This is a genomic window from Shewanella ulleungensis (genome assembly GCF_014648315.1).
GTDB lineage: Bacteria > Pseudomonadota > Gammaproteobacteria > Enterobacterales > Shewanellaceae > Shewanella > Shewanella ulleungensis.
Genome location: NZ_BMQW01000001.1, coordinates 328,709 through 353,899, shown reverse-complemented (window position 1 = coordinate 353,899; position 25,191 = coordinate 328,709). Strand labels below are relative to the sequence as shown.

Sequence of the window (25,191 nt, the reverse complement as noted above, 5' to 3'; positions counted from 1 at the left end):
GCCTAAAAGCGTTAACTGAGCTTAAATCACCATGGCCAACTCGGCACCCTGACGGATAGCACGTTTAGCATCAAGCTCTGCTGCCACATCCACACCGCCAATAAGATGAACAGGCAAACCGGTAGCTTTCATTTCATCAACTAAGGTCGTGTTAGACTCTTGGCCAGCACATAATACAACGTTATCAACGGCAAGAATTTCAGTCTGCTCGCCGACTTTGATGTGAAGACCTTGCTCATCAAACTTTTCATAACTCACACCGGTTTTCATTTTAACGTCATGCTGCTTTAACACACTGCGATGGATCCAACCGGTAGTTTTACCCAAACCTTTACCCATTTTTGTGGTTTTTCGTTGCAGCAAATACACATCACGACCTGGGTGATGTTCAGCTTCTTCAGTTAATCCGCCAGCATGTTGATAGGTTTTATCAATGCCCCACTGCTGTAACCACTTGTCAGTTTGTAAACTTGTCGACTCGCGTTCGCATAAAAAGTGCGCCATATCAAAACCAATACCGCCTGCACCAATAAGCGCGACGGTTTGACCAATCTCGACTTGACCATTAAGCACTTGTTGATAATCAACCACTTTAGGATTATCAAAGCCAGGTAATTTTAGTGCACGCGGCACCACACCAGATGAAATAACCACTTCATCAAATTTTTCAGTCGCAAGTACCGAAGCATCGAGTTTAGTGTTTAAGCGCAAATCAATCTTGTGTAATTTAATTTGATTAATAAAGTAACGAATGGTTTCGTTAAACTCTTCTTTACCCGGGATTTTACGTGCTAGATTAAACTGTCCGCCTACTTCTGATTTAGCCTCAAACAACACCACATCATGGCCACGACTGGCTGCGTAGACTGAAAAAGCCATCCCTGCAGGACCGGCGCCCATGACTGCAATACGCTTTTTATTGGTAGTCGGCGTAAAGTTGATTTCGGTTTCGTAACATGCACGTGGATTAACTAAACACGTGGCTCGCTTCATAGAAAACGTGTGATCTAAGCAAGCTTGGTTACAACCAATACAAGTATTGATGAGTTCTGGGGTATTCGCTGCAGCTTTATTAACAAATTCAGCATCAGCTAGGAAAGGACGCGCCATTGACACCATGTCTGCTTGACCTGATGCAATGATTGATTCACCAATTTCAGGGGTGTTAATTCGGTTTGTTGCAATTAATGGCACCTTGACTTCTTTTTTAAGTCTTTCTGTAACCCAAGCAAATGCACCACGAGGTACGCTTGTCGCGATGGTCGGTACGCGCGCTTCATGCCAGCCAATTCCGGTATTAATAATGCTGACACCGGCTTGCTCTAACCACTTGGCTAATTGTACAACTTCATCCCATGTTGAGCCGTTATCAACTAGGTCGAGCATCGACAGACGGAACACAATAATAAAGTCTTTACCGACTTTTTCACGAATAGCATTAACAATTTTTATCGGAAATTGAGCGCGGTTATCAAAGCTACCGCCCCACTCATCACTGCGCTTATTCGTGCGAGAACTAATAAATTGGTTAATCAAATAACCTTCTGAACCCATGACTTCAACACCGTCATAGCCTGCTTTTTTTGCTAATGCAGCACTGGTTGCATAATCTTTAATGGTACTGCGTACTTGGCGGCTTGACATGGCCGAGGGCGTAAACGGAGTGATTGGTGATTTGATTTTACTTGGAGCTAAGCTAAATGGATGATAACTGTAACGGCCAGCATGCAAAATTTGCATACAAATTTTTCCGCCACCGTCGTGTACGGCATCTGTCACAATTTTGTGTTTACTGACTTGCCACGAAAAGCTTAACTGACAAGCATTAGGCGCTAAACGCCCTCGTAAATTAGGTGCTATACCACCTGTGACGATTAAACCAACACCGCCTTCAGCACGTTCTTTATAAAACGCTGCCAGTTTCTCAAATCCGCCTTTTTCTTCTTCTAAGCCTGTGTGCATTGAGCCCATTAACACGCGATTTTTCAGCTGTGTAAAGCCTAGATCTAAAGGTTCTAGTAAGTGTGGAAACGACATTCAAACATCCTTTTTAAACAAGTGATTTAAACCAGCATACAACGACAATTTGAATTGCTCAATCATTTAAACAGTCGTTTGTTAAAAACCTTTACAATTGAGTTTCACATTTTCATTGATTTTCAGTTAGGATGACTGCATTAGACTGATAAAGGAGTGGCTAATGTCCGCTAAACCCTCGTTTTTAAAAAGGATGTTTTTACTGTTGTGGAATACGGTAAACACCATTCGTAAGCTTATTATTAACTTTATATTTTTTGGTGTATTAGCCATCATATTTGTGGCGGTGCTCAGCAGTGAAGATGAAGTCGTGGTTGAAGATCAATCCGCTTTAATCCTTAACTTATCTGGCAGTATTGTTGATCAAAAACATTATGTTGACCCATTTGAAGCCGCATTAACCCAGGGGCAAGATAATGACCCAAGCGGTGAAATATTATTGGCAGACATACTTTATACAATTAACAACGCGACTGAAGATAATCGCATTACCAGTATCGTACTTGATTTAGCCAACTTACAAAGTGCTGGGATCAGTAAGATGACAGCCATCGGTGAGGCGCTTACTGAGTTTAAAGCAGCTAATAAGTCAGTTATTGCTATGGCTAATGGGTACGATCAAGACCAGTATTTTTTAGCCAGCTTTGCAGACAAAATTTATTTGAACACCAAAGGTATGGTGTCACTTGATGGCTTAAGTCGTTACCGCCTGTATTACAAAGCAGCATTAGAAAAACTGAACATAACTACTCATGTATTCCGTGTTGGCACATTTAAATCTGCTGTTGAACCATTTATTCGTGATGACATGTCTGAAGCAGACAAGGAAGCCAGTAAGGTATTACTCGGTGACATTTGGCAAAGCTACTCAAGCATTGTTGCCAGTAACCGTCAAATTGCGCCCGATCAATTGGTGCTGAGTACTGATGCTTACCTTGAGCAACTAGAAAAAGCCGATGGCGACAGTGCGCAGATGGCGATTAACATGAAATGGGTTGACGAATTAGTCTCTGCTGATGCATTTCGTTTAGCCATGATGCAACGTGTGGGCGTTGATAAAGAAGGGAAAAACTATCGTCAAATTAGTTTTAATGACTATCGCAGTGTAACCGCTCCCGTACCACAGTTTATAGAAAACGATTCTGTCGCGGTGATTGTCGCTAAAGGGAATATCCTTAACGGTAAACAACCAGCGGGTCAAATTGGTGGCGAAAGTACCTCTGAGCTGTTAACAAAAGCACGTTTTGACAACAAGGTGAAAGCGGTCGTATTACGTGTAGACAGCCCTGGTGGCAGCGCTTTTGCGTCAGAACAAATTCGCCAAGAAGTGTTAGCGCTAAAAGCTGCAGGCAAACCTGTAGTGGTTAGCATGGGCAGTTTAGCTGCATCTGGCGGCTATTGGATTTCGGCCAGTGCAGACTATATTATCGCAACGCCAACCACCCTAACTGGTTCGATTGGCATTTTTGGTATGTTTGCAACATTTGAGAAAGCACTGACTCATATTGGTGTGACATCAGATGGTGTTGCAACATCTGACTGGGCAGGTTTATCTCCAGCACGAGAACTAAGCCCTCAAGTTGCGGCTGTGATTCAACGTCATATTGAACGCGGTTATCAGGAGTTTATCTCGTTAGTAGCACAAGAGCGACATATGACTGTAGAACAGGTTGATAGCATTGCTCAAGGCCGCGTTTGGACAGGAAAACGAGCACTGACACTGGGCTTAGTTGATGAACTTGGTGATATGGAAGTGGCATTAGCTAAAGCCGCTGAATTAGCCAAAATGGATAAATTTGATGTGAAGCTGATTGAACAAGAATTATCTGCAGAACAACAGTTAATGCAGCAAGTCCTTGGCGCATCAGCATCATATATGCCAGACAGTTTTGGTAAAACGACCATGATTGAGAAAATGGTTAAGCAATGGGCTGGTGTATATGAAGAGTTTTCAAAATTTGATGACCCCAATAATACTTACCTATATTGTGAACAATGTAGCTATTAATCGCCACTAAACACCTTTTGCAAAGCCATCGAGCTGCATAAGATGAAGATTATTCAAAAAAAGCCTGCTTTGCAGGCTTTTTTATTGGGGATCGTTAAATAAACTTGTATAATTTGCGATATCTTCAATGGTTACTTTATTTGAGTCAAAATTTCATGACAAAACGCTCGATTTATGTTGCTTATACTGGCGGTACTATTGGCATGCAAAAAACCGCGAATGGTTTCGTCCCAGTTGCCGGCTTTTTAACAGATTGTGTTCAATCTATGCCTGAGTTTTATCATGATGAAATGCCTAATTTTGTTATCCATGAATACTGCCCGTTAATCGACTCGTCAAACATGGCGCCACCAGATTGGCAAATGATTGCCAATGATATTCAGGCCAACTACGATGATTACGATGGCTTTGTGATTTTGCATGGTACAGACACCATGGCATATACCGCATCTGCCCTGTCCTTTATGTTACAAGGTTTGTCCAAGCCAGTGATTGTGACGGGCTCACAAATTCCATTAGCTCAATTACGCTCAGACGGACAAACTAACTTGTTAAATTCGTTATACATTGCCGCTAATTACCCAGTGGCCGAAGTATGCTTATTTTTTAATAATAAATTATTCCGTGGTAACCGCTCAACTAAGGCACATGCCGATGGTTTTGATGCCTTTGCATCGCCTAATTTTCCAATATTGTTAGAAGCAGGCATAAAAATTAATCTTAAAGCAGGTAAAATCAGTGCGCCAACTGAGCAACCTCTAGAGGTGGTAACCATTAGCCCGCAACCAGTAGGTGTGGTGACCTTATACCCTGGTATTTCAACCGAAATCTTTATCAACATTTTGCAGCAACCCGTTAAAGCTTTAATCTTGCTCACCTTTGGTGTTGGTAATGCTCCACAAGATAAACAACTGTTAGAGACGCTAAAACAGGCTGATGAGCGCGGCATTGTATTAGTTAACCTAACTCAATGTTTTCAGGGTAAAGTGAATATGGGCGGTTATGCGACGGGTAATGCACTAGCACAAGCTGGGGTAATTAGCGGATCAGATATGACGATTGAAGCGGCACTCGCAAAATTGCATTATTTGCTATCAATTGGTTTGACACCAAATCAAATAAAGCAACGTATGCAACAAAATCTTATTGGTGAACTGACCGAGTATTAAAAATAAATACTTTATTTTCAGTGCTTAAACAAATAAAAATGCGAACCTAATGGTTCGCATTTTTATCAATTAAATTCACTCAAATAGTATAATTAATGTTTACACATAATGAATCAGATTCTATCAATGAATAGATTAAAGGTCTGCTTCTTTAAACTCAGCAATTGCTTCGCCTTTAAACTGCTTTTTCAATTCAGTTTTAGACAATTCATTAATGTTACCACCTGATGCAATGGTAAAGTGCTCTGTTTGATTCAACTTACGCGCTTGATACATCATCACTACTTGCAAGGTTGATTCGCGCTGCTGCTCGGTCAACACAGTACCGTCTTCCCACTTGCCTAATTCAGTGGCAGACAATAAACGCTGGTACACTTCATCTGGCATTTCATCGATGACTTTATTGATATCGTTCATACTGATTTCCGTTTATGTAACACAATTCTGATCCGAGTGATCAAGTACCCTGTAAATCCTGCAACAAAGCTTGCCACTGCTATGTATAAGGTGACACCTTGAGCAGGTTCGCCGCCCCAAAACCACACCACTACACCTGCAATAAACAAGGTCAAATAGATAAAACTTTGGTTCATTAAACTGTTTGAACGCTCTATATGACTAATAACAGACAAAGATTGCGTGTTACCAGACAAGTCAGTTTTACAATGTGTGCATTGTTTAGCTTGACTGGAAATACGTTTCTGACATTTAGGGCAAGCAACTAGCGCCATGTTATACCGTTCCTGCTGAGTTCAAATTAAAAATTATAAGCTATCAACCACAGTAAGCATGGCTATCAATGAAGCTTCACCTAAATAAATACTGCGCTCTGGAGACCAACCAACAAATGGATCTGCAAGGTTTGCATTGTCTTTAAAAGGCATTTCTAATGTATTAGATAAGCATGAGAATGTATTCGCAACCCAGTTGGAGCCAACGGTTAAATTAGCTTTACCTGGCTCATCTTTGTCATAACCAAATTCAGTTTGGAAATCCGCACTGGCAATAGTTAATGCACTGACAAACTGTTGTTGTAATGCGGCCATTTTATCATTGTAATTTGGCACACCTTCACAACCAGCCAAAAATACATATGGCAAACCTTCGTCACCATGCACATCGTAAAATAGATCTACGCCAGTTTGCTGCATTTTGTTCACAACATAATACACTTCTGGGCTTTTTTCTAAGCTAGGTGTTTGCCATTCACGGTTTAAATTGGTGCCAACAGCATTGGTACGCAAATGGCCACGCGCGCTACCATCTGGATTCATATTCGGTACAATATAGAAATTTGCTTTGTCTAATAGGGCTTTAGACGTTGGGCAATCACCGTCTAACAAACGGTTTAATAAACCTTCCACTAGCCATTCGGCCATAGTTTCACCAGGATGCTGACGTGCCGTAATCCAAATATTTTTCTTGTCGGTGTCACCATCACCAATTTTAAGCAGAGTCATATCACGGCCATCTAAGGTTAACCCTAAATGTTCAAGACTCACTGATGGATGTAATTGCGCTTCACTAATTAAGTCTAGGTGGCGTTCGTAGCTGTATGGTGCAAAGTATGCAATTTGCATTGCTTCACAATCTAGCTCTGCTTGTATGGTCAGTACGCCATTTTCATATTGAGTTGGCAGTCTAAACCAGGTTTGACGGTCGTAGCTGGCCACGGCTTGATAATCTTCCCAACCTTTTGGGTAAGATGCGGTACCTGCGTTAAGGATATTTAAGGTGTAAGTTTGACCAACTTCACCTTCTAAACGGAAATTAAACCATTGATAGAATTCATCACCAGAGTCAGGACGAATTGCTAGTTGAATGTCATCGTGTTTGTCGATATTGATGACATTAATATTGCCACCGTCAAAATTTGCACTGATCCGCATTGGAATTTCCTTTAATTTGCTTACGCTTTTATTTAACCTGTACTCGGAATAAAGGATGACTTCTGCTATTTAAAATCAGCATGTTAACCAACATAACTTTCAAGCTTGTCTTTTGTTATGCTAATAAGACGAATTGACGCATCAATAGCTTGTCCATTGTGAGTCGATTCAACGTAGTTAGCAGAGCAAAGGCTGTTTGAAAGGCGTTTATTATTCCGCGTTCAGGTTATTTAGGCATTTCGATGCCTTATTTTATGCGCCATAGCTTATCAAATGCGGCTATTGGTGTGAACCTTTTAAAAACTAAAGCAGTACCCTTGACCGCGAACAGTATTGATCATTTCTCTTGGCAAATTACCTTTGACTAACTTACGCCTGGTATTACTGATGTGCATGTCTAAATTACGATCAAACCTGCCATGTTCTTTGTGTAATACACGTTCTTGTAGTTCAGCTTTTGTGACTACTTTACCTTGATGCTCAAATAAATACTTAAACAAGCGATATTCGGTTTGCGTTAATACTAAAGATTTATCTACTAATTTGACTGTATAGGTCTCGTCTTCAAAGCTAATGTGATCAAGTTGGACTTCATTAATTGCAGGTTGCGAACGACGTTTGAGCACATTAAGGCGAAGTTGTAACTCTCGGACATTCACGGGTTGGCTTAAATAATCATCCGCGCCTAACTCAAGGGCATTTATGCGTTCAAGCTCATTGTTTTCATCAGCAATGACAATGATAGGTGTCGGGGCTTGTCGCGCCACCAATAACCAAAATGAATCCATTTTAGGGACAGCAAAATCAAGTAGTATGGCTTCTAAGGCTATTGTTTCCATTTTGATCAGCGCGTCGAAGGCATTATCGACTTGATGAACATAGTACCCTTGAGCTGTAAGTTGATGAAATAACTCATGAGCTGCAGAATGTAAGTCAATTAATAGAATGTGTTTCATGCCCAACCACTTAATGATAACGATTTCTATTTAGATTATCACAATAGTTAACAACTGACTATATTCCTGTGTCACAATTATAGTCATTCTTTTATTCAAGAATAAAAAATGGCCTGAATATTCAGACCATTTTGTTAATACTAGTGACAACCCTGATGGTTATTTTTCGGTCATTAGTTGCTTAATAAACTTCACTGGCGCACTGCCATAACTTAAAAATGTTTCATGGAACTCTTTTAAGTCAAAATCATCGCCTAACTTGGCTTTTTGTTGCTCACGGAAATCATAAATTTCTCGATAGCCGGCATAGTAGCTCGTTAACTGTACCTGACTTAATGTTGCACGGCGCCATTTACCTTCAGCTTCAGCGCGTTGTTGGAACGCTTCGTTTTCAAGTAAATTAATCACGTCTTGTTCGCCCATACCATTCACTTGGATGCTGTAATCAAGAATTGTGTTGCAAATAACACGTAGATTCCACTTGTAATACATCAACCACATTTCAGGTTCAAAATCGCCATACCCCTCTTCTAGCATCATGCGCTCAGTGTATACAGCCCAACCTTCTATCATCGCCCCGTTACCAAATAAACTTTTTACAAGGCTTGGAGATTGGTTTGAATACACGAGCTGAGTGTAATGGCCAGGAATAGCCTCATGAATATTAAGCACCTGTAAAATCCAGTGATTGTATTCACGTAAATAGCTTTCAGCCGATTCATCACTCATGCCATCCAACGGCGAGACATTGTAGTAAGTATTTCCGCCTTGGTCGTAAGGCCCTGGTGCACTGATTGACGCCCCAGCAAAACCGCGCATGTACTCTGGTGTTTCACGCACAATTAACGGCTTTTTAGGATCAAGGGTAACTAACTGCTTGTCGTTAACAAACTTAATCAGCTCAGGGATTTGTTTACGCACTTCCTCTACAAAGTCTTCGCGTTTAACATGTTTAGCCGATAACACATCGATTAATTGACGAATGGCTAATTTGTCATCTGCAGGTTGTGGCGTTTCGATATATTTAGACCAAATTTTCGTGGTGATTTTGGCCATTTCTTGCTGGATTTGATTTTTATCTGCAACCGCTTTGTCGTATAGCTGTTTTGCTGTCATGCCTGACTGAATATCAAAGGCAAATTTTTCTTCGTATAAGGTTTCACCAATTCGGAAATCACGCGCACCGTCTTTAGTCAGTTTGACTTCAAGTGCAGTTAACCATTCAATGTGCTGTGTTATTGCAGCAGTCGCCGCGTTAAAGCGCGTGGTAAACAATGATTTTTGTTCAGCCGTTAGACCTGAGCCTGCCACTTGTTTAACGAGCGCATCTGACAATACTGAAAATGCACCTTGGTTTTGCATGATGGCTAATTGCGTGTGTTCAAGTGTTGGATCGCTAATGTTGGATCTTGCTGCTTCATAGTATGCTGGTACATTTTCTAATCGGGCAATTACTGATATTAAACGTTCATCAAGAGGTGCAAAATCTTCGTTAATGATTTGGGCAAAGCCACCTGACACATTGTAATTAGACGGATCCCATTGCCAGCTTTTAAAACGTTGTACATCCCATTTCATCGACTCGACTAAATTAACCAGCAATTTATAATCAATCTGTTGATTCGCCGTTAAAGTCAGAGGGTCAAATTGTGCAAGTGCTGTTTGCTGTTTATCAACGAAGGCTAATGTATTGTCACGGCTCTGTTGATTTGGGATTTCGAGGTAACCATCATTAACGTGTTTACCACTGTAAAGCGCCCATGTCGGCGACAGGGTCCAAAGCTCATCAATAAACTGCTGTGAATAATCATTAAAGTTTAATTTTACCGCTGCGACTGGTGTTGTAACGTCTTTTGGTGCTGTGGTTTGTTCTGTTGCTACACTCGTTTGATTGTCGCTACAGCCTAGCAAACTTGCTAGTGCAAAAGAGACAGCCAAAGGCAATAATGCTTTATTCATTTTATATCCCTAAATTTATCGTTTTTGTATTTTTTGGTTGGTATTTAATCGTTGTGTATTAACGTTAGCAATCGAGTTAACGTTGAAGCTTAAAAATGATTTTTACAATGTATATAGTTAACCATGTTCGTTTACTATTTGCAGCAACTAGACATCTTTTGTGACATAAAATTACACTTATATCCTGACGCTTTTAGTCATTCACTCATTATTTTATTGTCTACCATATTGTGTGTACCTATCAGTGGAGGCAACATGCAATCGGGCCACATTAGACTGCTCCTAAACGGTTAAAAAAAGGCTATCACAGAGATAAGAAAAAAAATCATGCAACATAGGGATGAAGATCATAATGTTGATGTGCATACTATACCGGAGCACGATGATATGCAGTGCTGCATCGATGAAGTCATTATCGATAATGTCGTACGTATTGTTGTGGTAGGTGCAATGTTTATGACCATCAAGCGAGTGCATGATGTAACGTTGTTGAAATCTTTTCCCCTTTTGACACTCCAACCGTGTTTGACGAAATATCAACCATGAGCGACAAAGCCAAATTTGATTTCTCAGTCAAACTCGCTGGCTTGAAATCGATTTTCCTATCACGTTACCACTAACTTAGATGGTGAAACTTAACCTAACAAAAAATGTGCTTTGAAGATTATCTGCCAGCACTACATGTATTACTGGCAGATAACTGCCCTTGCCTTCTTCAAAAAAGCGATTCGTTAGCTGTTGTTGTGATTTGGATAAAGCGCTTAATATATAAGCGCTAAGCCTGCAGACGTTTAGACAATTTGTAATAAGCAATAAACTTATAAATTCCAAGGATTAGGTTTTGGCCCTTTCTTAACAGGTGTTTTCTGGGTTTTGGATTTTCTAAAGTCTGTGTTGTCACTTTTAGATTTACCTAAACTTAATGTCGGTCTTTCATCCTGCGTTTTAGGTTTATTTTGACGACTTTTAGGCATGTGATTTAAAATCGATTCTGGCACAGGCTTATTAGGCTCAAATCCGTCAATGACTTTACGCTCAAGCAAGTGACCTAGACGGCTTTCAATCATGCATAAGTTTTTAAAATCATCTTTGGATACAAACGATATCGCTTCACCAGCGGCACCAGCTCGTCCTGTACGGCCGATACGGTGAATATAATCATCAGCAGGATACGGTAAGTCGTAGTTAATAACCCGTGATAAATCGTCAATGTCGATACCGCGAGACGCTATTCCCGTTGCCACAAGGTATTTAATTTTACCCGACTTAAAGTCGGCTAAAATTTGTTCACGTACTGGCTGGCTTCGGCCACTGTGAATGCATTCAGCTTCGATGTCGCGTTTTTCTAACTGGCTAACTAATTTCGCTGCACCTTGTTTGGTTTCAATGAAAATTAGCGCTTGGTCCCAGGTCTCGGTTTTAATCAAATGACTTAATAATGCTGACTTTTTGTCTTTATCAACCGTGGTTAACCATTGTGATATTTTTGGCGCTGAGTTTTTATCTGCAATAACTGATATTTCAACTGGGCGATGAATCGCGGTTTTCGCCAGTGCACGAACTTGGTTCGACAACGTTGCAGAAAACAATAAACTTTGGCGCTCTGATGGAAGTTTATCGATAATTTTATTAATGTCTTCAATAAAGCCCATGTCTAACATGCGGTCAGCTTCGTCAAGCACTAATACTTCTAACTCGTCAAAGTGCACGGCACGCTGTGTATATAAATCAAGTAAACGCCCTGGGGTTGCCACTAAAATATCAACACCATCAAGTAAAGCTTGTTTTTGCGGCTTTTCATCAACGCCGCCGTAAATCACAAACGAGCTCACACCCACATGCTTAGCATAGGCCACAATGTTACTTTGGATCTGTACAGCAAGCTCACGGGTAGGCGTTAAAATAAGTGCTCGGATGCGTTTTTTGCGGTCAGTTTGCGTGTCGGCTAAACGTTCTAATATTGGCAACACAAAACTAGCCGTTTTACCGGTACCGGTTTGCGCAGCGGCAAGAAGGTTTTTGCCTTGTAAAATAACCGGTATGGTTTGTTGTTGAATTGGCGTTGGGTTGCTATAACCCACTTCAGCTAAGGCTTTGACAATAGTGTCGCGTAATCCAAGTGTCGAAAATGGCATGAAATGAGTACTCTATAATAGGACAGAAAAAAGCGTGGGATCAGTATAGCATCCACTCAACAGTCAATACACTTGAGTGACATTCCCTTATTAGAAATGAAAAAAGACGTCCGAAGACGTCTTTTTTCATATATGGCGGTGAGCGAGAGATTCGAACTCTCGTTAGGGATTAACCTAAACACACTTTCCAGGCGTGCGCCTTCAGCCACTCAGCCAGCTCACCAATTTGTCGGATTCAAATACATGACATATTCAAATCCATTTATTTGTTACATTTACACAAAACACGCGTTATAAATTTAATCATTAACACTGTGTATTGAGTTAAGCATCACACTGTTGTTGCTTTTAACGTCAATCAATAAGCTGCGATGTTAATCGTGGCGTACTTTACGCAAATGCCGATAGCGGGTCAAGCTAAATCACCCCACTATCAAGCGTTTGCACAAATGCTCGGCAACTTAAGTAAAATCTAACCAACCAAGGTTGGAAACAAGCCTTTCACGCCTGCTGAAATCACTTCAATGCCTAATGACAACATCAGCAGCCCCATTAAACGGGTGATGACGTTAATACCGGTTTTACCTAAAAACTTAAATAACACCGGCGCCATGCGAAATAATGCCCAGCTTACAATGCCTAAGGTTAAAATAGTTAGAAACATGCCAATGAAATTAACCATTTGGTTATGCTCAGCCGCAAATACAATAACAGAACTAATCGCGCCAGGACCGGCCATTAATGGTAACGCTAATGGCACTACCGCAACAGACTCCATACCAGAAGACTCTCGATCTTCTTCTTGGTTACGTTTTACCTCACTGATTTTACCTTGCAACATCGACATCGCAATAATACAAATCAAGCTACCACCAGCGATACGAAATGCAGACAATGAAATACTGAACATACTCAAAATATGTTGTCCGGCAATCATAGTCACCAATAAAATGACCACTACAGCAAAGTTTGCTACACGATTGGTATGTTGGCGTTCAACTTCCGTTTGATGACTCGTCAAACTTACAAATACAGGCAATAACCCTACCGGATTGATAATCGCTAACAGCCCTAAAAAGAACTTGATATAAAGCATAAAATCCACTAACTGAACCCTCTTGATACAACCTGTTTTGAAGCTCGATTCTGAGCGCGCTAATGTAGCCGAAACAGTTTGATTTACATAATGAGATTTTTTGCTATTTGCACGCCACTTTGCCATAAAAAAGCTAATGCGAACGTAGAATTAACACATTGATAAATTAATTAAACGCTATGAAATTTTATCATTGTAGTAATTTTATTACACTTTGAACCTGTGCGCTGAGTTTTTATGCCTTAAAACCATCAATACCGATGAATATTTATCCAAACTATGATTTTGACTGCTATATGAACTAAAGATATGTATTAAAAACGACAAAGAACAGGGTTGAACACAAAAGCATCAAGATGAAAAATTCTAACGTTACTATATTATTGGCATAAAAAAGAGATGCCACCGAAGTTGGCATCTCTTTTAAATCGAATCATACCGTTAAGTGATATTAACGGTATCACATCAGTTCTTTGCAATAACTATTTTGCAGTCCAACGATCCATCCAACCGAGTACATTTTTGTACCATTGTTGTAGGTTATCCTGGTTTAAAATCCAGTGGTTTTCATCAGGGAATACTAACAACTCAGATGGAATGCCATTACGTTGCATGTAAGTGTATGCCGCGAGGCCTTGACCATAAGGTACGCGGTAATCTTTTTCACCATGGATGACTAACATTGGCGTTTTCCAGTTTTCAACATAATTAACTGGGTTAAACTTCTCAAACAATTCTTTGTTTTTATCGTACGAACCGCCAAATTCGTATTCCGGGAACCATAGCTCTTCTGTTACATAGTACATTGAGCGCATGTCAAATAGACCTGCATGGTTAACAAGACACTTAAAACCATCGTTCCATTGGCCTTGGAACCAGTTCATCATGTACCCACCGTATGACCCCCCTAATGCACATGCATTATTAGCATCTAACCAGGGTTGTTGTGCAGTAACTGCAGCCATGCCCTTTTTAAGATCTTCTAGTGGCTTACCACCCCAATCTTTGCCGATTGAGTCAGTAAAAGCTTGGCCATAACCGGTAGAACCGTGGAAGTCGACCATTACCACGCCATAACCAGCACCAGCCCAAAGTTGGGCATTCCAACGACCACTGAATCCGTTTCCAAATGATCCTTGTGGGCCGCCATGCACTAAATAGGCGATGGGGTATTTTTTACCTTCTTCATAGTTAGCCGGTTTAATCCAATAACCATGAACGGTTTCGTCATTCCAACCTTTAAAGTTGAATTGTTCAAACTCACCAAATGTGATGTTAGCCAGTTTTTCTTTGTTAACATCAGTTAGCTTAGTGAGTTGCTCACCTTCTGCAGTCACACTATATAAATCACCTGGTTCAACCAGTGATGACTTTTGAAAAATCAATTTGTTGTTAGTAACCGCAATTAAGCTATTGCTGCCTTGATTATAAATAGGACGCACATCACCAAACTGGGTGTTTACTTCAAAAATAGTAACCTGACCAACATCTTGTGCAGTGACATATAAAGTACGTCCATCAGCACTGAAGTTTAGCGAACTTGCACTGCGGTCCCACAGTGGTGCGACTTCTTTTTCCTGGCCCGTCACGTTGTCACGTAACATGATGCGGTAGCGGTCTGCTTCATAACCGGGCTTGGTCATGGCTAAGTACGCTAAATAACGACCATCGGCAGAAAACGTTGGCTGTGAGTCCCATGCGGTATTAGCTTCTGTTAAATTAACCGTCTCGCCACCTGCTACTGGTACTTGCCATAAATCATAGTTCGTTGTCCAAGCTTGATCGCGACTAGGCGCTTTTGCACTATAAACCACATACTTACCATCTGGTGTAAAGGTCACTTCTTCCATACCAGAGAACGGCTTAGGAGGCGTTTCAGTGTCGCGGTTAGCGGTAATATTTGTCGGTTCAGTGATTTTTTTACCGTTTAATTGCGCCACAAATAAATGGTTACGGGCATGGTCTTCCCAGGTATCCCAATGACGAACCATTAATTGCTTATATTCGCGGCCAGAAGTTTTGCTCTCATCTATTGCAGTAAATTTGTCTTTAGAACACGCCAAGTCTTTACACTCTGGAAAGACACGCATAGTCATGACCACTTGTTTGCCATCTTGTGACAATTTGTAGCCATTCACGTCTAAAGGCAAATCAGTTACCGCGATGGCTTCACCACCATTGAGGGCTAACTGAAATAACTGACTGCTGCCGGTGCGGCTGGCAATAAAATAAATAGACTGACCATCAGCAGAAAAACTCACATCATGTTCAGTACCCGTGGCAGCAGTTAACTGCTTAGGTTTTGCATTTTTATTGCTTAAATCGAGTAAGTATAGATCTGAACTCGCCTCACCTTTCTCATCAACGACTTTAACGCCATAAACAAGGTTTTTACCATCGTTTGACACGGCAGCTGAATGGACTTTATTTAAATTGACCAATTGCTGTACATTAAAAGGTGTGGGCTCAGCAGCCAGCGCTGACGTTGCCATTCCGGCGGCAACCAGTGCAAATAATACAGAGGACTTTTTCATTGTTATAGAGTCTCAGTTGTTTTAGGTAGAAATAAGGTTGGACCTGATTAAGGCTCAACATATCAATATGTATTGCAGACTATCGAAAGCAAAACGCTCAAGCAACAGGCCTTTTGTAAAAAGCTGTAAACCTGAGCGTCTTATCACATTGGCATCTTGTTGTTTAACAAGCCTGTCGATGCTTTATAGTAACTTGCTTAATATTGCTTACTTAGCTTTGCTATTAGCAATATTCACTTTCCATATCGCTGGGCCAGTCTCGTGAGCATTTACGCCATTTGAGTCTACAGCAACGGTCACTGGCATATCTTGTACATCAAACTCGTAAATGGCTTCCATTCCCAAGTCTTCAAATGCGACAACACGGGCTTTCTTAATGGCTTTAGACACTAAGTAAGCCGCGCCACCTACAGCCATTAAATACACCGCTTTGTGTTTTTTAATTGACGCTACAGTTTCTGGGCCACGCTCAGATTTACCAATCATGCCCATTAAACCGGTTTTGTCTAACATCATATCGGTGAATTTATCCATACGGGTTGCCGTTGTTGGACCTGCAGGGCCAACCACTTCTTCACGTACTGGATCAACCGGACCAACGTAGTAAATAAACTTACCGGTAAAGTCGACCCCCTCAGGTAAACCTTCACCAGAATCTAACAGCGATTGAATACGTTTATGCGCAGCATCACGGCCGGTTAACATTTTACCGTTAAGTAATAAGGTATCACCGCTCTTCCAGGTTTCGATTTCGGCTTGTGTAATGTTATCAAGGTTAACTCTGTGCGTGTTCTCACCCGCTTCGCGAGTGATTTCAGGCCAATCAGATAATGATGGTGGTGTTAAATCAACTGGACCTGTTCCATCTAAATGGAAATGCACGTGACGAGTTGCGGCGCAATTAGGGATCATCACTACAGGTTTAGAGGCTGCATGAGTTGGCGCTGATTTGATTTTAATGTCTAACACAGTTGTTAAACCACCTAAACCTTGGGCGCCTATGCCTAGGTTATTAGCACGTTCAAAAATATCTAAACGTAATTTTTCTTCAGTTGTTTCTGCGCCACGTGCCATTAACTCATGGATATCGACAGGATCCATTAATGACTCTTTTGCCATAACTGCTGCTTTTTCTGCCGTGCCGCCAATACCTATGCCGAGCATGCCTGGTGGACACCAGCCCGCCCCCATAGTCGGTAACGTTTTTTCAACCCAGGCAGCAATGTCATCTGACGGGTTTAACATTGCCATTTTAGATTTATTTTCTGATCCGCCACCTTTGGCAGCAATCATCACTTCAACTTGGTTGCCTGCAACCATGTCAATGTGCACTACAGATGGGGTATTGTCTTTAGTATTTTTACGGGTACCAGCAGGATCGGCAACAATTGATGCACGCAATGGGTTGTCTGGATTGGTATAAGCACGGCGAACACCTTCATCAACCATTTCTTGTACCGTCATGTCTGTTTTATCCCACTGTACAGACATACCAATTTTAACGAATGTGGTCACAATACCGGTGTCTTGACACAGTGGACGCTTACCTTCTGCTGACATACGCGAGTTAATCAAGATTTGCGCAATAGCATCCTTAGCCGCAGCGCTTTGTTCACGCTTGTAAGCATTAAACATTGCATCAACAAAATCTTTTGGATGGTAGTAAGAAATGTATTGCAGAGAATCAGCGATACTTTCAATAAAGTCAGCCTGTTTAATCACAACAGGATGAGAAGAAGTACTTGTAGGGGTATTGCTCGACATATTGGGCGCTCCAGCAGCCATTGCGGCCTAACATTATTATCTTTAACCACAAATTATTAGTAATTATCTATTTATTAATCAAACTAAGTGCGACTAATTAAACCCTTACCAAACTGAGGTTAACTATTTAGACCAATATGATACTCTTTCCATCCTTTTTGGGCTACATCACATTTTAGATAAGGGTCATCGATGTTTGCGCGAGCAAAAAACGCACTTTACGGACAAAAACTGGACTGGAAAATAGATACTAAACAGTTATTCGCATTGTTTTGCTATCAGCCGTGGGCGATGTTACTCGACTCAGCCAATGCCGACCATCCTGATGCTAAGCTCGATATCATTGCCATTAACCCTATAGCAACCTTGACCAGCGACGAAGGTCGGTGTCAGTTTACTGCAATAGACAGTAATATTAAGCAGCTCGACATTACCTATCCTGATGCATTGACGCCCATTGAAACCCTGGCCCATATCCATAATTTACTGTATCCATATCAGCAAGCATGTGAGCACCCCTTTAGTGTAGGAGCTGTCGGTGCATGGGGTTATGACTTAGGCCGTAGCATTGAAAAGCTGCCGCAAAAAGCCAATAAGGATATTCATCTAAAAGAGATGAATATCGGTTTTTATGATTTCTGCTTACTGTACAGTTATGCCAAAAGCTCTTGGTTTGCATATCATTTTAATGGTAAAACCGCACTGGAAGTTGAATTGAATTTAATTCAATCAAAAATAAAATCGTCACTCGAAAACACACATAAACCTAAGAAAGCTCCACATGATTTTATCTTAACCTCGACATGGCAAAACCAGATAACGGAGCATCAATACCAACAAAAATTTGACCAGGTGCAGCAGTATTTACTCAGTGGTGATTGTTACCAAATCAATTTAACCCAGCGATTTGAAGCACAATATCAAGGTGACGAATGGCAAGCTTATTGTGCATTGTCTCGTGCCAACCAAGCACCCTTTTCTGCGTTTATGCGCTTTCCCGAGCATTGTGTATTATCAATTTCACCTGAACGCTTTATACAATTACAGCATAATCATATTGAAACAAAACCCATTAAAGGCACTTTGCCGCGCAGTGCAGATCCCGTACTTGATCAACTTGCAGCCAATAAATTGAGCACATCGGAAAAAGATCGAGCTGAAAACGTCATGATTGTCGATCTGCTGCGTAATGACATAGGCAGAGTAGCTGCGCCAGGTAGTGTAAAAGTACCGACCTTATTTGCGATTGAAAGCTTCCCTGCGGTGCATCATTTAGTCAGTACGGTTACAGCCACACTGGCAGCCGATCATAATGCTTTTGATTTACTGCAAGCTGCCTTTCCTGGTGGCTCAATTACCGGTGCCCCTAAAATACGCGCAATGCAAATTATTGAAGAGTTAGAGCCATCAAGACGAAATCAGTATTGCGGCAGTATTGGTTACATCAGCCAAGACGGAAACATGGACACTAGCATTACTATTCGCACGTTAGTTACAGAGCAAAACAACATTTATTGTTGGGCCGGTGGCGGAATAGTCGCAGATTCAAATGTAAAAGCTGAATACCAAGAGAGTTTTGATAAAGTCAGTAAAATTTTGCCGTTATTAGCGAGTTTAAATGCAAAGTAACTCGAATAAACTCAATACGAACGTTATATTTCGTTGTTTAATTGGGCCAGATAAATTTTCATAAATTCGGTTCGTTTTTTAGCTTCAATTTTTGCCGATTGGGTGTGCATGCTTTCGGCCAAATTAAATAACTTTGTCTTAAAATGATCAAGGGCGTACTGAGTATCATCAGGTTGTCTAAATTGACACAATGGGTCGTCATTGCAATACAGGTTTACGCCAAGACGAGTGCTCACTTGTATACATCTTGCTATACCAATAGCACCTAGAGCATCTAGCCTGTCGGCATCTTGCACGATTTGGGCTTCTACACTTTTGGGCTCAACATTGGCACTGTAACTGTGAGCAACTATTGCATGGTGAATAGCAGGTAGTAGCGCTACGGGATAATATATACTGGCTAAAAAAGTAATGGCTTTATCTGCAGCATAAAGTGAGCTTTGAGCGCGATCTGGATGATTTTTAGCAAATGAAAAACAATCGTGTAAATACGCGGCAGGTAACAAAATCTCCATGTTGGCACCTTCGCATAAACATAATTCTTTCGCGATATTAACCACCCTAAACACATGATTAATATCATGGGCTAAATCTTGTTGCATTTCTATTTTAATAAATTCAATCAATTGATCTTCAACGTTTTCTATCAACTTACATACCTACCATCATGTTAAGTAAACTGCACATTACGTGACTTAACTATCTAGCCAAGTATTCAATAAAAACTGACTATTTAGGTTAACCATCTGCGTTTAACAAAGTTAAAGGCTACATTCAGAGTGATAATGAACTCGTACCAGAGACATTATCTTTAATCTGTTTATAAGTTTAGCACCATCTAATTAATCGGTTTTACCTATTTTTAGAAAGTCCATACACTCATTTGCACAAAAACAGCCACTTAAAACGGCAAAATCAAAACAAATGAGGTCATAATGAATCTACCATCTAATCACCTAAAGCTAAGCCTAAGTGCACTTGCATTAACGATTGCACTCCCCGCGTCTGCGGCAACAACATTGACAAAAGACAATGGTGCAGCTGTAGGTGACAATCAAAATTCAATAACAGCTGGCGAAAGCGGCAGTGTCTTATTAGAAGATGTACATTTAATCCAAAAACTACAGCGTTTTGCTCGTGAACGTATTCCTGAACGAGTTGTTCATGCACGTGGAACGGGTGCCCATGGTGTATTTGTTGCTTCTAAAGCGTTAGAAGACTTAACCATTGCAGCACCGTTTGCACAAGCAGGTAAAGAAACAGAAGTATTTGTGCGCTTCTCGTCTGTAATCCATTCTAAAGGAAGCCCTGAAACGCTGCGTGACCCTCGAGGTTTTGCTACCAAATTCTATACAGACCAGGGTAACTGGGATTTGGTGGGTAATAATTTACCCGTTTTCTTTATTCGTGACGCAATCAAATTTCCAGACATGGTGCATTCTTTAAAACCATCCCCTGTTGATAATATTCAAGACCCTAATCGTTTTTTTGATTTTTTCTCTTATGAGCCTGGTTCAACTCACATGCTAACTTGGGTTTATAGTGATTATGGTACACCTGCAAGTCTTCGAAAAATGGACGGTTGGGGTGTGCATGCATATAAGATGATTAATCAATCTGGTGATGTTAAATACGTTAAGTTCCATTGGGTTAGTCAGCAAGGTATTGATAACTTAGACTCTAAAGAGGTTGCACAAGTTCAAAGCCAAGATTTTCAACATTTAACACGTGACTTATATGCCGAAATTAACAAAGGTAATTTCCCTAAATGGGATTTATTTATCAAGGTTCTGGATCCTTCTGAGCTAGATGACTTTGACTATAACCCACTTGACGCCACTAAAATGTGGTTAGGCGTAAAAGAAACTAAAGTCGGTACAATGACCTTGAACCGCATGCCAACTAACTTTTTTCAAGAAACAGAACAAGTTGCAATGGCACCAGCCAATATTATTCCCGGTATTGAACCGTCTGAAGATAAGCTACTTCAAGGACGTGTATTTTCCTATGCCGATACTCAGATGTATCGCTTAGGAGCTAACCATCAACAACTTCCAATTAACCGTACTAAAGTGGATGTTGTTAACTACAACCAAGACGGTTCGATGAATTACGGCAGCACAACAAGTAATGTCAATTATCAACCAAGTCATGAAAATGTTGTTGAGAATCCAATCGCGCGTAGAAGCCAAACTGAACTTAAAGGCTATGTACAACAAGCTGCAATTAAAAAGCAGCAGAATTTTGAACAGGCCGGTGTGCTGTATCGTGGTTTCACTGAACAAGAACGAACTAACTTAATTAATAATTTAGCTGGTGACTTATCAAAAGTGCAAAACAATGATGTTAAACACAAAATGTTAAGCCACTTTTACAAGGCTGATGTTGATTATGGTACTCGATTAACTAAAGCGGTTGGTGGTGATATAGCGTTAGTCAAACAAATTGCCAATAAGCTTTAATGACCTATAGATCATAGAGGATAACCATCTTAACGTTTGAGATATGTCGTGTTGTTGCAAAGGTTAGATAAAGTCTAGCTCAGCTGACATAACGACTATCTCCAACGTTATACGTAACTGGGCTTATATAGACGATTATCAACACTCAATTGAATTATGGAATTGAATTACTATGCGCACTCTTTTATTTTTAGTTCTGATCACGCTAAGCCTTACTATCCAAGCGTTCGAAAAAGACACCAGTACAGCGATAAGCAAAGACACTGGCCACTCAATCGCACAACAACAATATAATGACTTACTAGCCTATTACTTTGCCGCAGCCCGAACTGATGATACTGAAATCATTAAGAAATTTGTTAATGCTGGTGTGCCAATCGATAGTTACAATGAAAAAGGTTACACCGCACTAATGATAGCAACGTATCACGGTAATAAAGGTAGTGTTACAGCCTTACTATCGCTCGGTGCCAATGCTTGTTTAGAAGATAATCGAGGTAATACGGCACTGATGGCGGCTATATTTAGAGGTGAGTTTAGTATTGCCAAAACCTTAGTTTCACTCGATTGCGACAATGATCATCAAAATAAAGCAGGACAAACAGCAGAGCAATTTGCCCAAACATTTGGACAACAAAAAATTCTAGCGTTGCTATCACAAGTTAGTGTGAAATAAAGCGCCTTTAATGACAGAGATTTATACTTTTAGACCAAATAAGCGTGATTCAAAGCCCCTTATAAATTGGGAGTTCTGCTTTAAATGTGGAGCCTTAATTAGGCCTTGCGATAGTTTTTGACCAATCGCTCAAAAACATCTTGAGCATTCACTCAAAACCTGTTTCAATGTATGCCTGAACTGAAAAAAGGAGCTCACATGCTTAAGTTTTATTTTCACCCTGGCCCTAACCCAATGAAAGTCGCTCTATTCCTTGCTGAAACAGGCTTACCGTTTGAGCTTGTACCTGTAGATACTCTTAAAGGTGAGCAACACACTGCTGAATTTAAAGCGATTAATCCTAATGCTAAAACCCCAGCGATTGATGATAATGGCGTACGAGTATTCGACTCAAATGCGATTTTATTATATCTCGCAGATAAGTCTGGTCAGTTATTAGGTAAAACGGAAGACCGTGGCGAGTTATTGTCATGGCTAATGTTTATTGCTACTGGTCTTGGTCCTTTTTCAGGTCAATCGGTTCATTTTAGACATCATGCTCCAGAGAAAATAGCATATGCAACTAACCGATATTTACGTGAAGCACAACGCCATTACGAAGTAATAGATGCCCACTTAGCAGACCGTCAATACATAGTCGGTGATGATTACACTATTGCGGATGTTTCAGCATGGGGCTGGATTGACAAAGCAACAGTCGTGCTAGGTGAAGAAGGTTTAGCGCCATATCCAAATTTACAACGTTGGTTTAATCACGTAAGTGAGCGCCCAGCAATTGAAATAGCTCGTAATTTTGGTAAAGAGATTGCATTTAAAGGTGAATTTGACGAAGAAGCAAAACGTGCTTTCTTCCCACAGAATTTTCCAAAAGCGTAAGTGTTAGCCTAAATGCTAATAAATAGATGTAAACAAAGTCTATTTTAATAAAATGCATTTAAATAAACCCTTGTGCTAACAAACGCGTATTACTCAGTAATACGCGTTTTTTTATGTGAATTTTTTCCTGCACAATCCTATTCTTATGACTTTGATAAGTTACTAATATGTATTAATTTGGTTATTTACCCGGTAAGCGAAACGATTTTACTTGTTCTTAGGCTGTTATTTTTCTACTGTTAATGTAGCAATTGAAAATGATTATCAATGAGGTTGATCATGAATACCCACTTACAACATCAAATTCAACACTGGTTACAACAAGACCCGGATCCTAGCACTAAAGCTCAATTACAGGCTTTACTCGACAATCAAGATGAGGCGACATTAACGAACATGTTTTCAGGTCGTTTGGCCTTTGGCACCGCTGGGCTTCGTGGTGAAGTGGGCCCAGGCCCTATGGGAATGAATCGCCTCGTTGTCAGACAAACTACAGCCGGTTTAGGTGCCTATTTATTGGCACAAATTAATGATGCAAGCAGCCGAGGAGTCATTATTGGTTATGATGGTCGCCATGATTCATATACATTTGCTCACGATGCTGCAAGTGTACTTACTGCGATGGGCATAACTGTTCGGTTAACGACTCAGGTTGCTGCGACACCGTTAGTGGCATTTGGCGTAAAACACTTTAACGCTGCTGCTGGCATTGTGGTGACCGCGAGCCACAACCCGCCACAATATAACGGCTATAAAGTGTATTGGGAAAATGGCGCACAAATTATTCCGCCTCACGACTCAGGTATAGCGGCACAAATACAGCATGCCGCCACCCAAAACATACCGTTTATCTCTCTTGATGACGCCCAAAAACAAGCCAAGCTGATTTGGCTTGAAGATGATTTTTATCAAACCTATCGTGAAGGCATTCGTAACGCGAGTGTATTACAACAACATGTTAATCCTCAGCTTGTAAGTTTGGCGTATACAGCCATGCATGGGGTTGGTGCTGACATGGCTGAAACGGTATTAAAGGATGCTGGATTTATCCAAGTCTATTCTGTCGCAGCACAACGTGAACCTGATGGTGATTTCCCTACGGTCAACTTCCCCAATCCTGAAGAAAAAGGTGCAATGGATTTGGTGATTGCAGAAGCTAAAAAGCATCAAGCCATGCTTGCGTGCGCCAACGATCCTGATGCCGACCGTTTTGCGGTGGCTATGCGAACCGCTGAAAACGACTATAAGATGCTTACTGGCGATCAAGTTGGCGTATTGTTTGGCGAGTATTTATTATCACACGCCCCAGCCCACCAACGCCTAGTGGGCACCACCATCGTGTCGTCGAGTTTATTGTCTAAAGTCGCACAATCGATGCAGGCGACGTGTTACACCACCCTCACCGGTTTTAAATGGTTGATGAATGTAGGGATCAATAAGTGCCAAGCCGATAATCAGTTTTTATTTGCCTATGAAGAAGCGCTTGGTTATACCGTAGGGAGTATGGTGTGGGATAAAGATGGTTTATCTGCGTTAGTTGCTTTTGCGCAACTGTGTGCAGAATTAACAACAAAAAATCAAACTGTGTGGGATAAATTGGCACAAATTTATCGTCAGCATGGGTTTCACCTTAATGCACAAGTGAGCATTGCCTTAAAGCCTGATACGCCAAACATTGGTGAACATTTACGCCAGAAACCACCAGCAAGTATTGCCGGCTTTACCGTTACGTCAAGCGACGATTTGAGTCAATCTCTGCGCACATTTGCCGATGGCTCAACCGTGGTTATTGATTTACCTAAAAGCGATGTACTAATTTACTGCTTAGAAAATGGTGCTCGCGTCATTGTTAGACCCTCAGGCACAGAACCGAAAATTAAGTGCTATTACGAAGTGGTTGAAACCATGACAGCGAGTGACACTTGGGCCACTGCACAGCAACGGGCTGAAGTTGCTATGGATAAATTCATTAAAGCCCATCAGGCAAGTTTACCTAGCTAA

The 25,191-nt window shown here is 40.9% G+C and carries 18 protein-coding genes and 1 tRNA gene; 7 read left to right on the top strand and 12 right to left on the bottom strand.

Annotated features, from left to right (window positions below; genetic code table 11):
* Positions 1–21 precede the first annotated feature (21 nt).
* Positions 22–2,037 (bottom strand): oxidoreductase, encoded by a 2,016-nt coding sequence (locus tag IEY40_RS01515; protein WP_188952668.1) that lies wholly within the window; start codon positions 2,035–2,037, stop codon positions 22–24.
* 163 nt (positions 2,038–2,200) lie between these two features.
* Between IEY40_RS01515 and sppA the strand changes: the two genes are divergently transcribed.
* Together sppA and ansA are read left to right on the top strand one after the other, a co-directional pair.
* Complete coding sequence (gene sppA / locus IEY40_RS01510) at positions 2,201–4,045, top strand: signal peptide peptidase SppA (RefSeq protein ID WP_188952666.1); 1,845 nt, start codon at positions 2,201–2,203, stop codon at positions 4,043–4,045.
* Between the two features lie 155 nt (positions 4,046–4,200).
* A complete protein-coding gene (ansA, locus tag IEY40_RS01505; protein WP_188952664.1) occupies positions 4,201–5,214 on the top strand; it encodes an asparaginase in 1,014 nt (337 codons plus the stop codon).
* 135 nt (positions 5,215–5,349) lie between these two features.
* On the opposite strand, the gene IEY40_RS01500 is transcribed toward ansA, so the two are convergent.
* The 10 genes from IEY40_RS01500 to IEY40_RS01455 all read right to left on the bottom strand — a co-directional run bounded on the left by IEY40_RS01500 (position 5,350) and on the right by IEY40_RS01455 (position 17,547).
* On the bottom strand, positions 5,350–5,631 hold the full coding sequence (locus IEY40_RS01500; protein ID WP_188952662.1) for a YeaC family protein: 282 nt from the start codon (positions 5,629–5,631) through the stop codon (positions 5,350–5,352).
* A complete protein-coding gene (locus tag IEY40_RS01495; RefSeq protein ID WP_188952660.1) occupies positions 5,628–5,945 on the bottom strand; it encodes a zinc ribbon domain-containing protein in 318 nt (105 codons plus the stop codon). The genes IEY40_RS01500 and IEY40_RS01495 overlap by 4 nt, the downstream gene beginning before the upstream one ends.
* Before the next feature lie 33 nt (positions 5,946–5,978).
* Positions 5,979–7,103 (bottom strand): M14 family metallopeptidase, encoded by a 1,125-nt coding sequence (locus IEY40_RS01490; protein ID WP_188952659.1) that lies wholly within the window; start codon positions 7,101–7,103, stop codon positions 5,979–5,981.
* A gap of 296 nt (positions 7,104–7,399) precedes the next feature.
* Positions 7,400–8,059, bottom strand: coding sequence for a response regulator transcription factor (locus tag IEY40_RS01485; RefSeq protein ID WP_188952657.1), 660 nt, complete (start codon positions 8,057–8,059; stop codon positions 7,400–7,402).
* A gap of 159 nt (positions 8,060–8,218) precedes the next feature.
* Entirely contained in the window at positions 8,219–10,018 is a 1,800-nt protein-coding gene (locus IEY40_RS01480; protein WP_188952655.1) for a DUF885 domain-containing protein, read from the bottom strand.
* Between the two features lie 818 nt (positions 10,019–10,836).
* Entirely contained in the window at positions 10,837–12,153 is a 1,317-nt protein-coding gene (locus IEY40_RS01475; protein ID WP_188952653.1) for a DEAD/DEAH box helicase, read from the bottom strand.
* Positions 12,154–12,286: 133 nt separating this feature from the next.
* Positions 12,287–12,376, bottom strand: a tRNA-Ser gene (locus IEY40_RS01470).
* A 249-nt stretch (positions 12,377–12,625) separates the two neighbouring features.
* Positions 12,626–13,258, bottom strand: coding sequence for a YchE family NAAT transporter (locus IEY40_RS01465; RefSeq protein ID WP_188953454.1), 633 nt, complete (start codon positions 13,256–13,258; stop codon positions 12,626–12,628).
* 473 nt (positions 13,259–13,731) lie between these two features.
* A complete protein-coding gene (locus IEY40_RS01460) occupies positions 13,732–15,783 on the bottom strand; it encodes a dipeptidyl-peptidase 5 (protein ID WP_188952651.1) in 2,052 nt (683 codons plus the stop codon).
* A 207-nt stretch (positions 15,784–15,990) separates the two neighbouring features.
* Positions 15,991–17,547, bottom strand: a complete 1,557-nt coding sequence (locus IEY40_RS01455) for a fumarate hydratase (RefSeq protein WP_188952649.1) — start codon at positions 17,545–17,547, stop codon at positions 15,991–15,993.
* A 192-nt stretch (positions 17,548–17,739) separates the two neighbouring features.
* Here IEY40_RS01455 and pabB point away from each other — a divergent pair, with 192 nt between their 5' ends.
* Entirely contained in the window at positions 17,740–19,176 is a 1,437-nt protein-coding gene (gene pabB, locus IEY40_RS01450) for an aminodeoxychorismate synthase component I (RefSeq protein ID WP_188952647.1), read from the top strand.
* Between the two features lie 23 nt (positions 19,177–19,199).
* On the opposite strand, the gene IEY40_RS01445 is transcribed toward pabB, so the two are convergent.
* The gene (locus IEY40_RS01445) at positions 19,200–19,826 is read right to left on the bottom strand and encodes an HD domain-containing protein (RefSeq protein ID WP_229776974.1); all 627 of its coding nucleotides are present in this window, start codon (positions 19,824–19,826) and stop codon (positions 19,200–19,202) included.
* Positions 19,827–20,111: 285 nt separating this feature from the next.
* Between IEY40_RS01445 and IEY40_RS01440 the strand changes: the two genes are divergently transcribed.
* From IEY40_RS01440 to IEY40_RS01425, 4 genes are all read left to right on the top strand, one after another.
* Positions 20,112–21,638, top strand: coding sequence for a catalase (locus IEY40_RS01440; RefSeq protein WP_229776973.1), 1,527 nt, complete (start codon positions 20,112–20,114; stop codon positions 21,636–21,638).
* A gap of 172 nt (positions 21,639–21,810) precedes the next feature.
* Positions 21,811–22,314, top strand: coding sequence for an ankyrin repeat domain-containing protein (locus IEY40_RS01435; RefSeq protein ID WP_188952644.1), 504 nt, complete (start codon positions 21,811–21,813; stop codon positions 22,312–22,314).
* A gap of 198 nt (positions 22,315–22,512) precedes the next feature.
* Positions 22,513–23,190, top strand: a complete 678-nt coding sequence (locus tag IEY40_RS01430) for a glutathione S-transferase family protein (protein ID WP_188952642.1) — start codon at positions 22,513–22,515, stop codon at positions 23,188–23,190.
* A 279-nt stretch (positions 23,191–23,469) separates the two neighbouring features.
* The gene (locus IEY40_RS01425) at positions 23,470–25,191 is read left to right on the top strand and encodes a phospho-sugar mutase (protein ID WP_188952640.1); all 1,722 of its coding nucleotides are present in this window, start codon (positions 23,470–23,472) and stop codon (positions 25,189–25,191) included.

Bases quoted from the DNA above. Each gene is read 5' to 3' on its own strand.
- IEY40_RS01515 (WP_188952668.1), bottom strand. From the start codon at position 2,037: ATGTCGTTTCCACACTTACTAGAACCTTTAGATCTAGGCTTTACACAG.
- sppA (WP_188952666.1), top strand. From the start codon at position 2,201: ATGTCCGCTAAACCCTCGTTTTTAAAAAGGATGTTTTTACTGTTGTGG.
- ansA (WP_188952664.1), top strand. From the start codon at position 4,201: ATGACAAAACGCTCGATTTATGTTGCTTATACTGGCGGTACTATTGGC.
- IEY40_RS01500 (WP_188952662.1), bottom strand. From the start codon at position 5,631: ATGAACGATATCAATAAAGTCATCGATGAAATGCCAGATGAAGTGTAC.
- IEY40_RS01495 (WP_188952660.1), bottom strand. From the start codon at position 5,945: ATGGCGCTAGTTGCTTGCCCTAAATGTCAGAAACGTATTTCCAGTCAA.
- IEY40_RS01490 (WP_188952659.1), bottom strand. From the start codon at position 7,103: ATGCGGATCAGTGCAAATTTTGACGGTGGCAATATTAATGTCATCAAT.
- IEY40_RS01485 (WP_188952657.1), bottom strand. From the start codon at position 8,059: ATGAAACACATTCTATTAATTGACTTACATTCTGCAGCTCATGAGTTA.
- IEY40_RS01480 (WP_188952655.1), bottom strand. From the start codon at position 10,018: ATGAATAAAGCATTATTGCCTTTGGCTGTCTCTTTTGCACTAGCAAGT.
- IEY40_RS01475 (WP_188952653.1), bottom strand. From the start codon at position 12,153: ATGCCATTTTCGACACTTGGATTACGCGACACTATTGTCAAAGCCTTA.
- IEY40_RS01460 (WP_188952651.1), bottom strand. From the start codon at position 15,783: ATGAAAAAGTCCTCTGTATTATTTGCACTGGTTGCCGCCGGAATGGCA.
- IEY40_RS01455 (WP_188952649.1), bottom strand. From the start codon at position 17,547: ATGTCGAGCAATACCCCTACAAGTACTTCTTCTCATCCTGTTGTGATT.
- pabB (WP_188952647.1), top strand. From the start codon at position 17,740: ATGTTTGCGCGAGCAAAAAACGCACTTTACGGACAAAAACTGGACTGG.
- IEY40_RS01440 (WP_229776973.1), top strand. From the start codon at position 20,112: ATGAATCTACCATCTAATCACCTAAAGCTAAGCCTAAGTGCACTTGCA.
- IEY40_RS01435 (WP_188952644.1), top strand. From the start codon at position 21,811: ATGCGCACTCTTTTATTTTTAGTTCTGATCACGCTAAGCCTTACTATC.
- IEY40_RS01430 (WP_188952642.1), top strand. From the start codon at position 22,513: ATGCTTAAGTTTTATTTTCACCCTGGCCCTAACCCAATGAAAGTCGCT.
- IEY40_RS01425 (WP_188952640.1), top strand. From the start codon at position 23,470: ATGAATACCCACTTACAACATCAAATTCAACACTGGTTACAACAAGAC.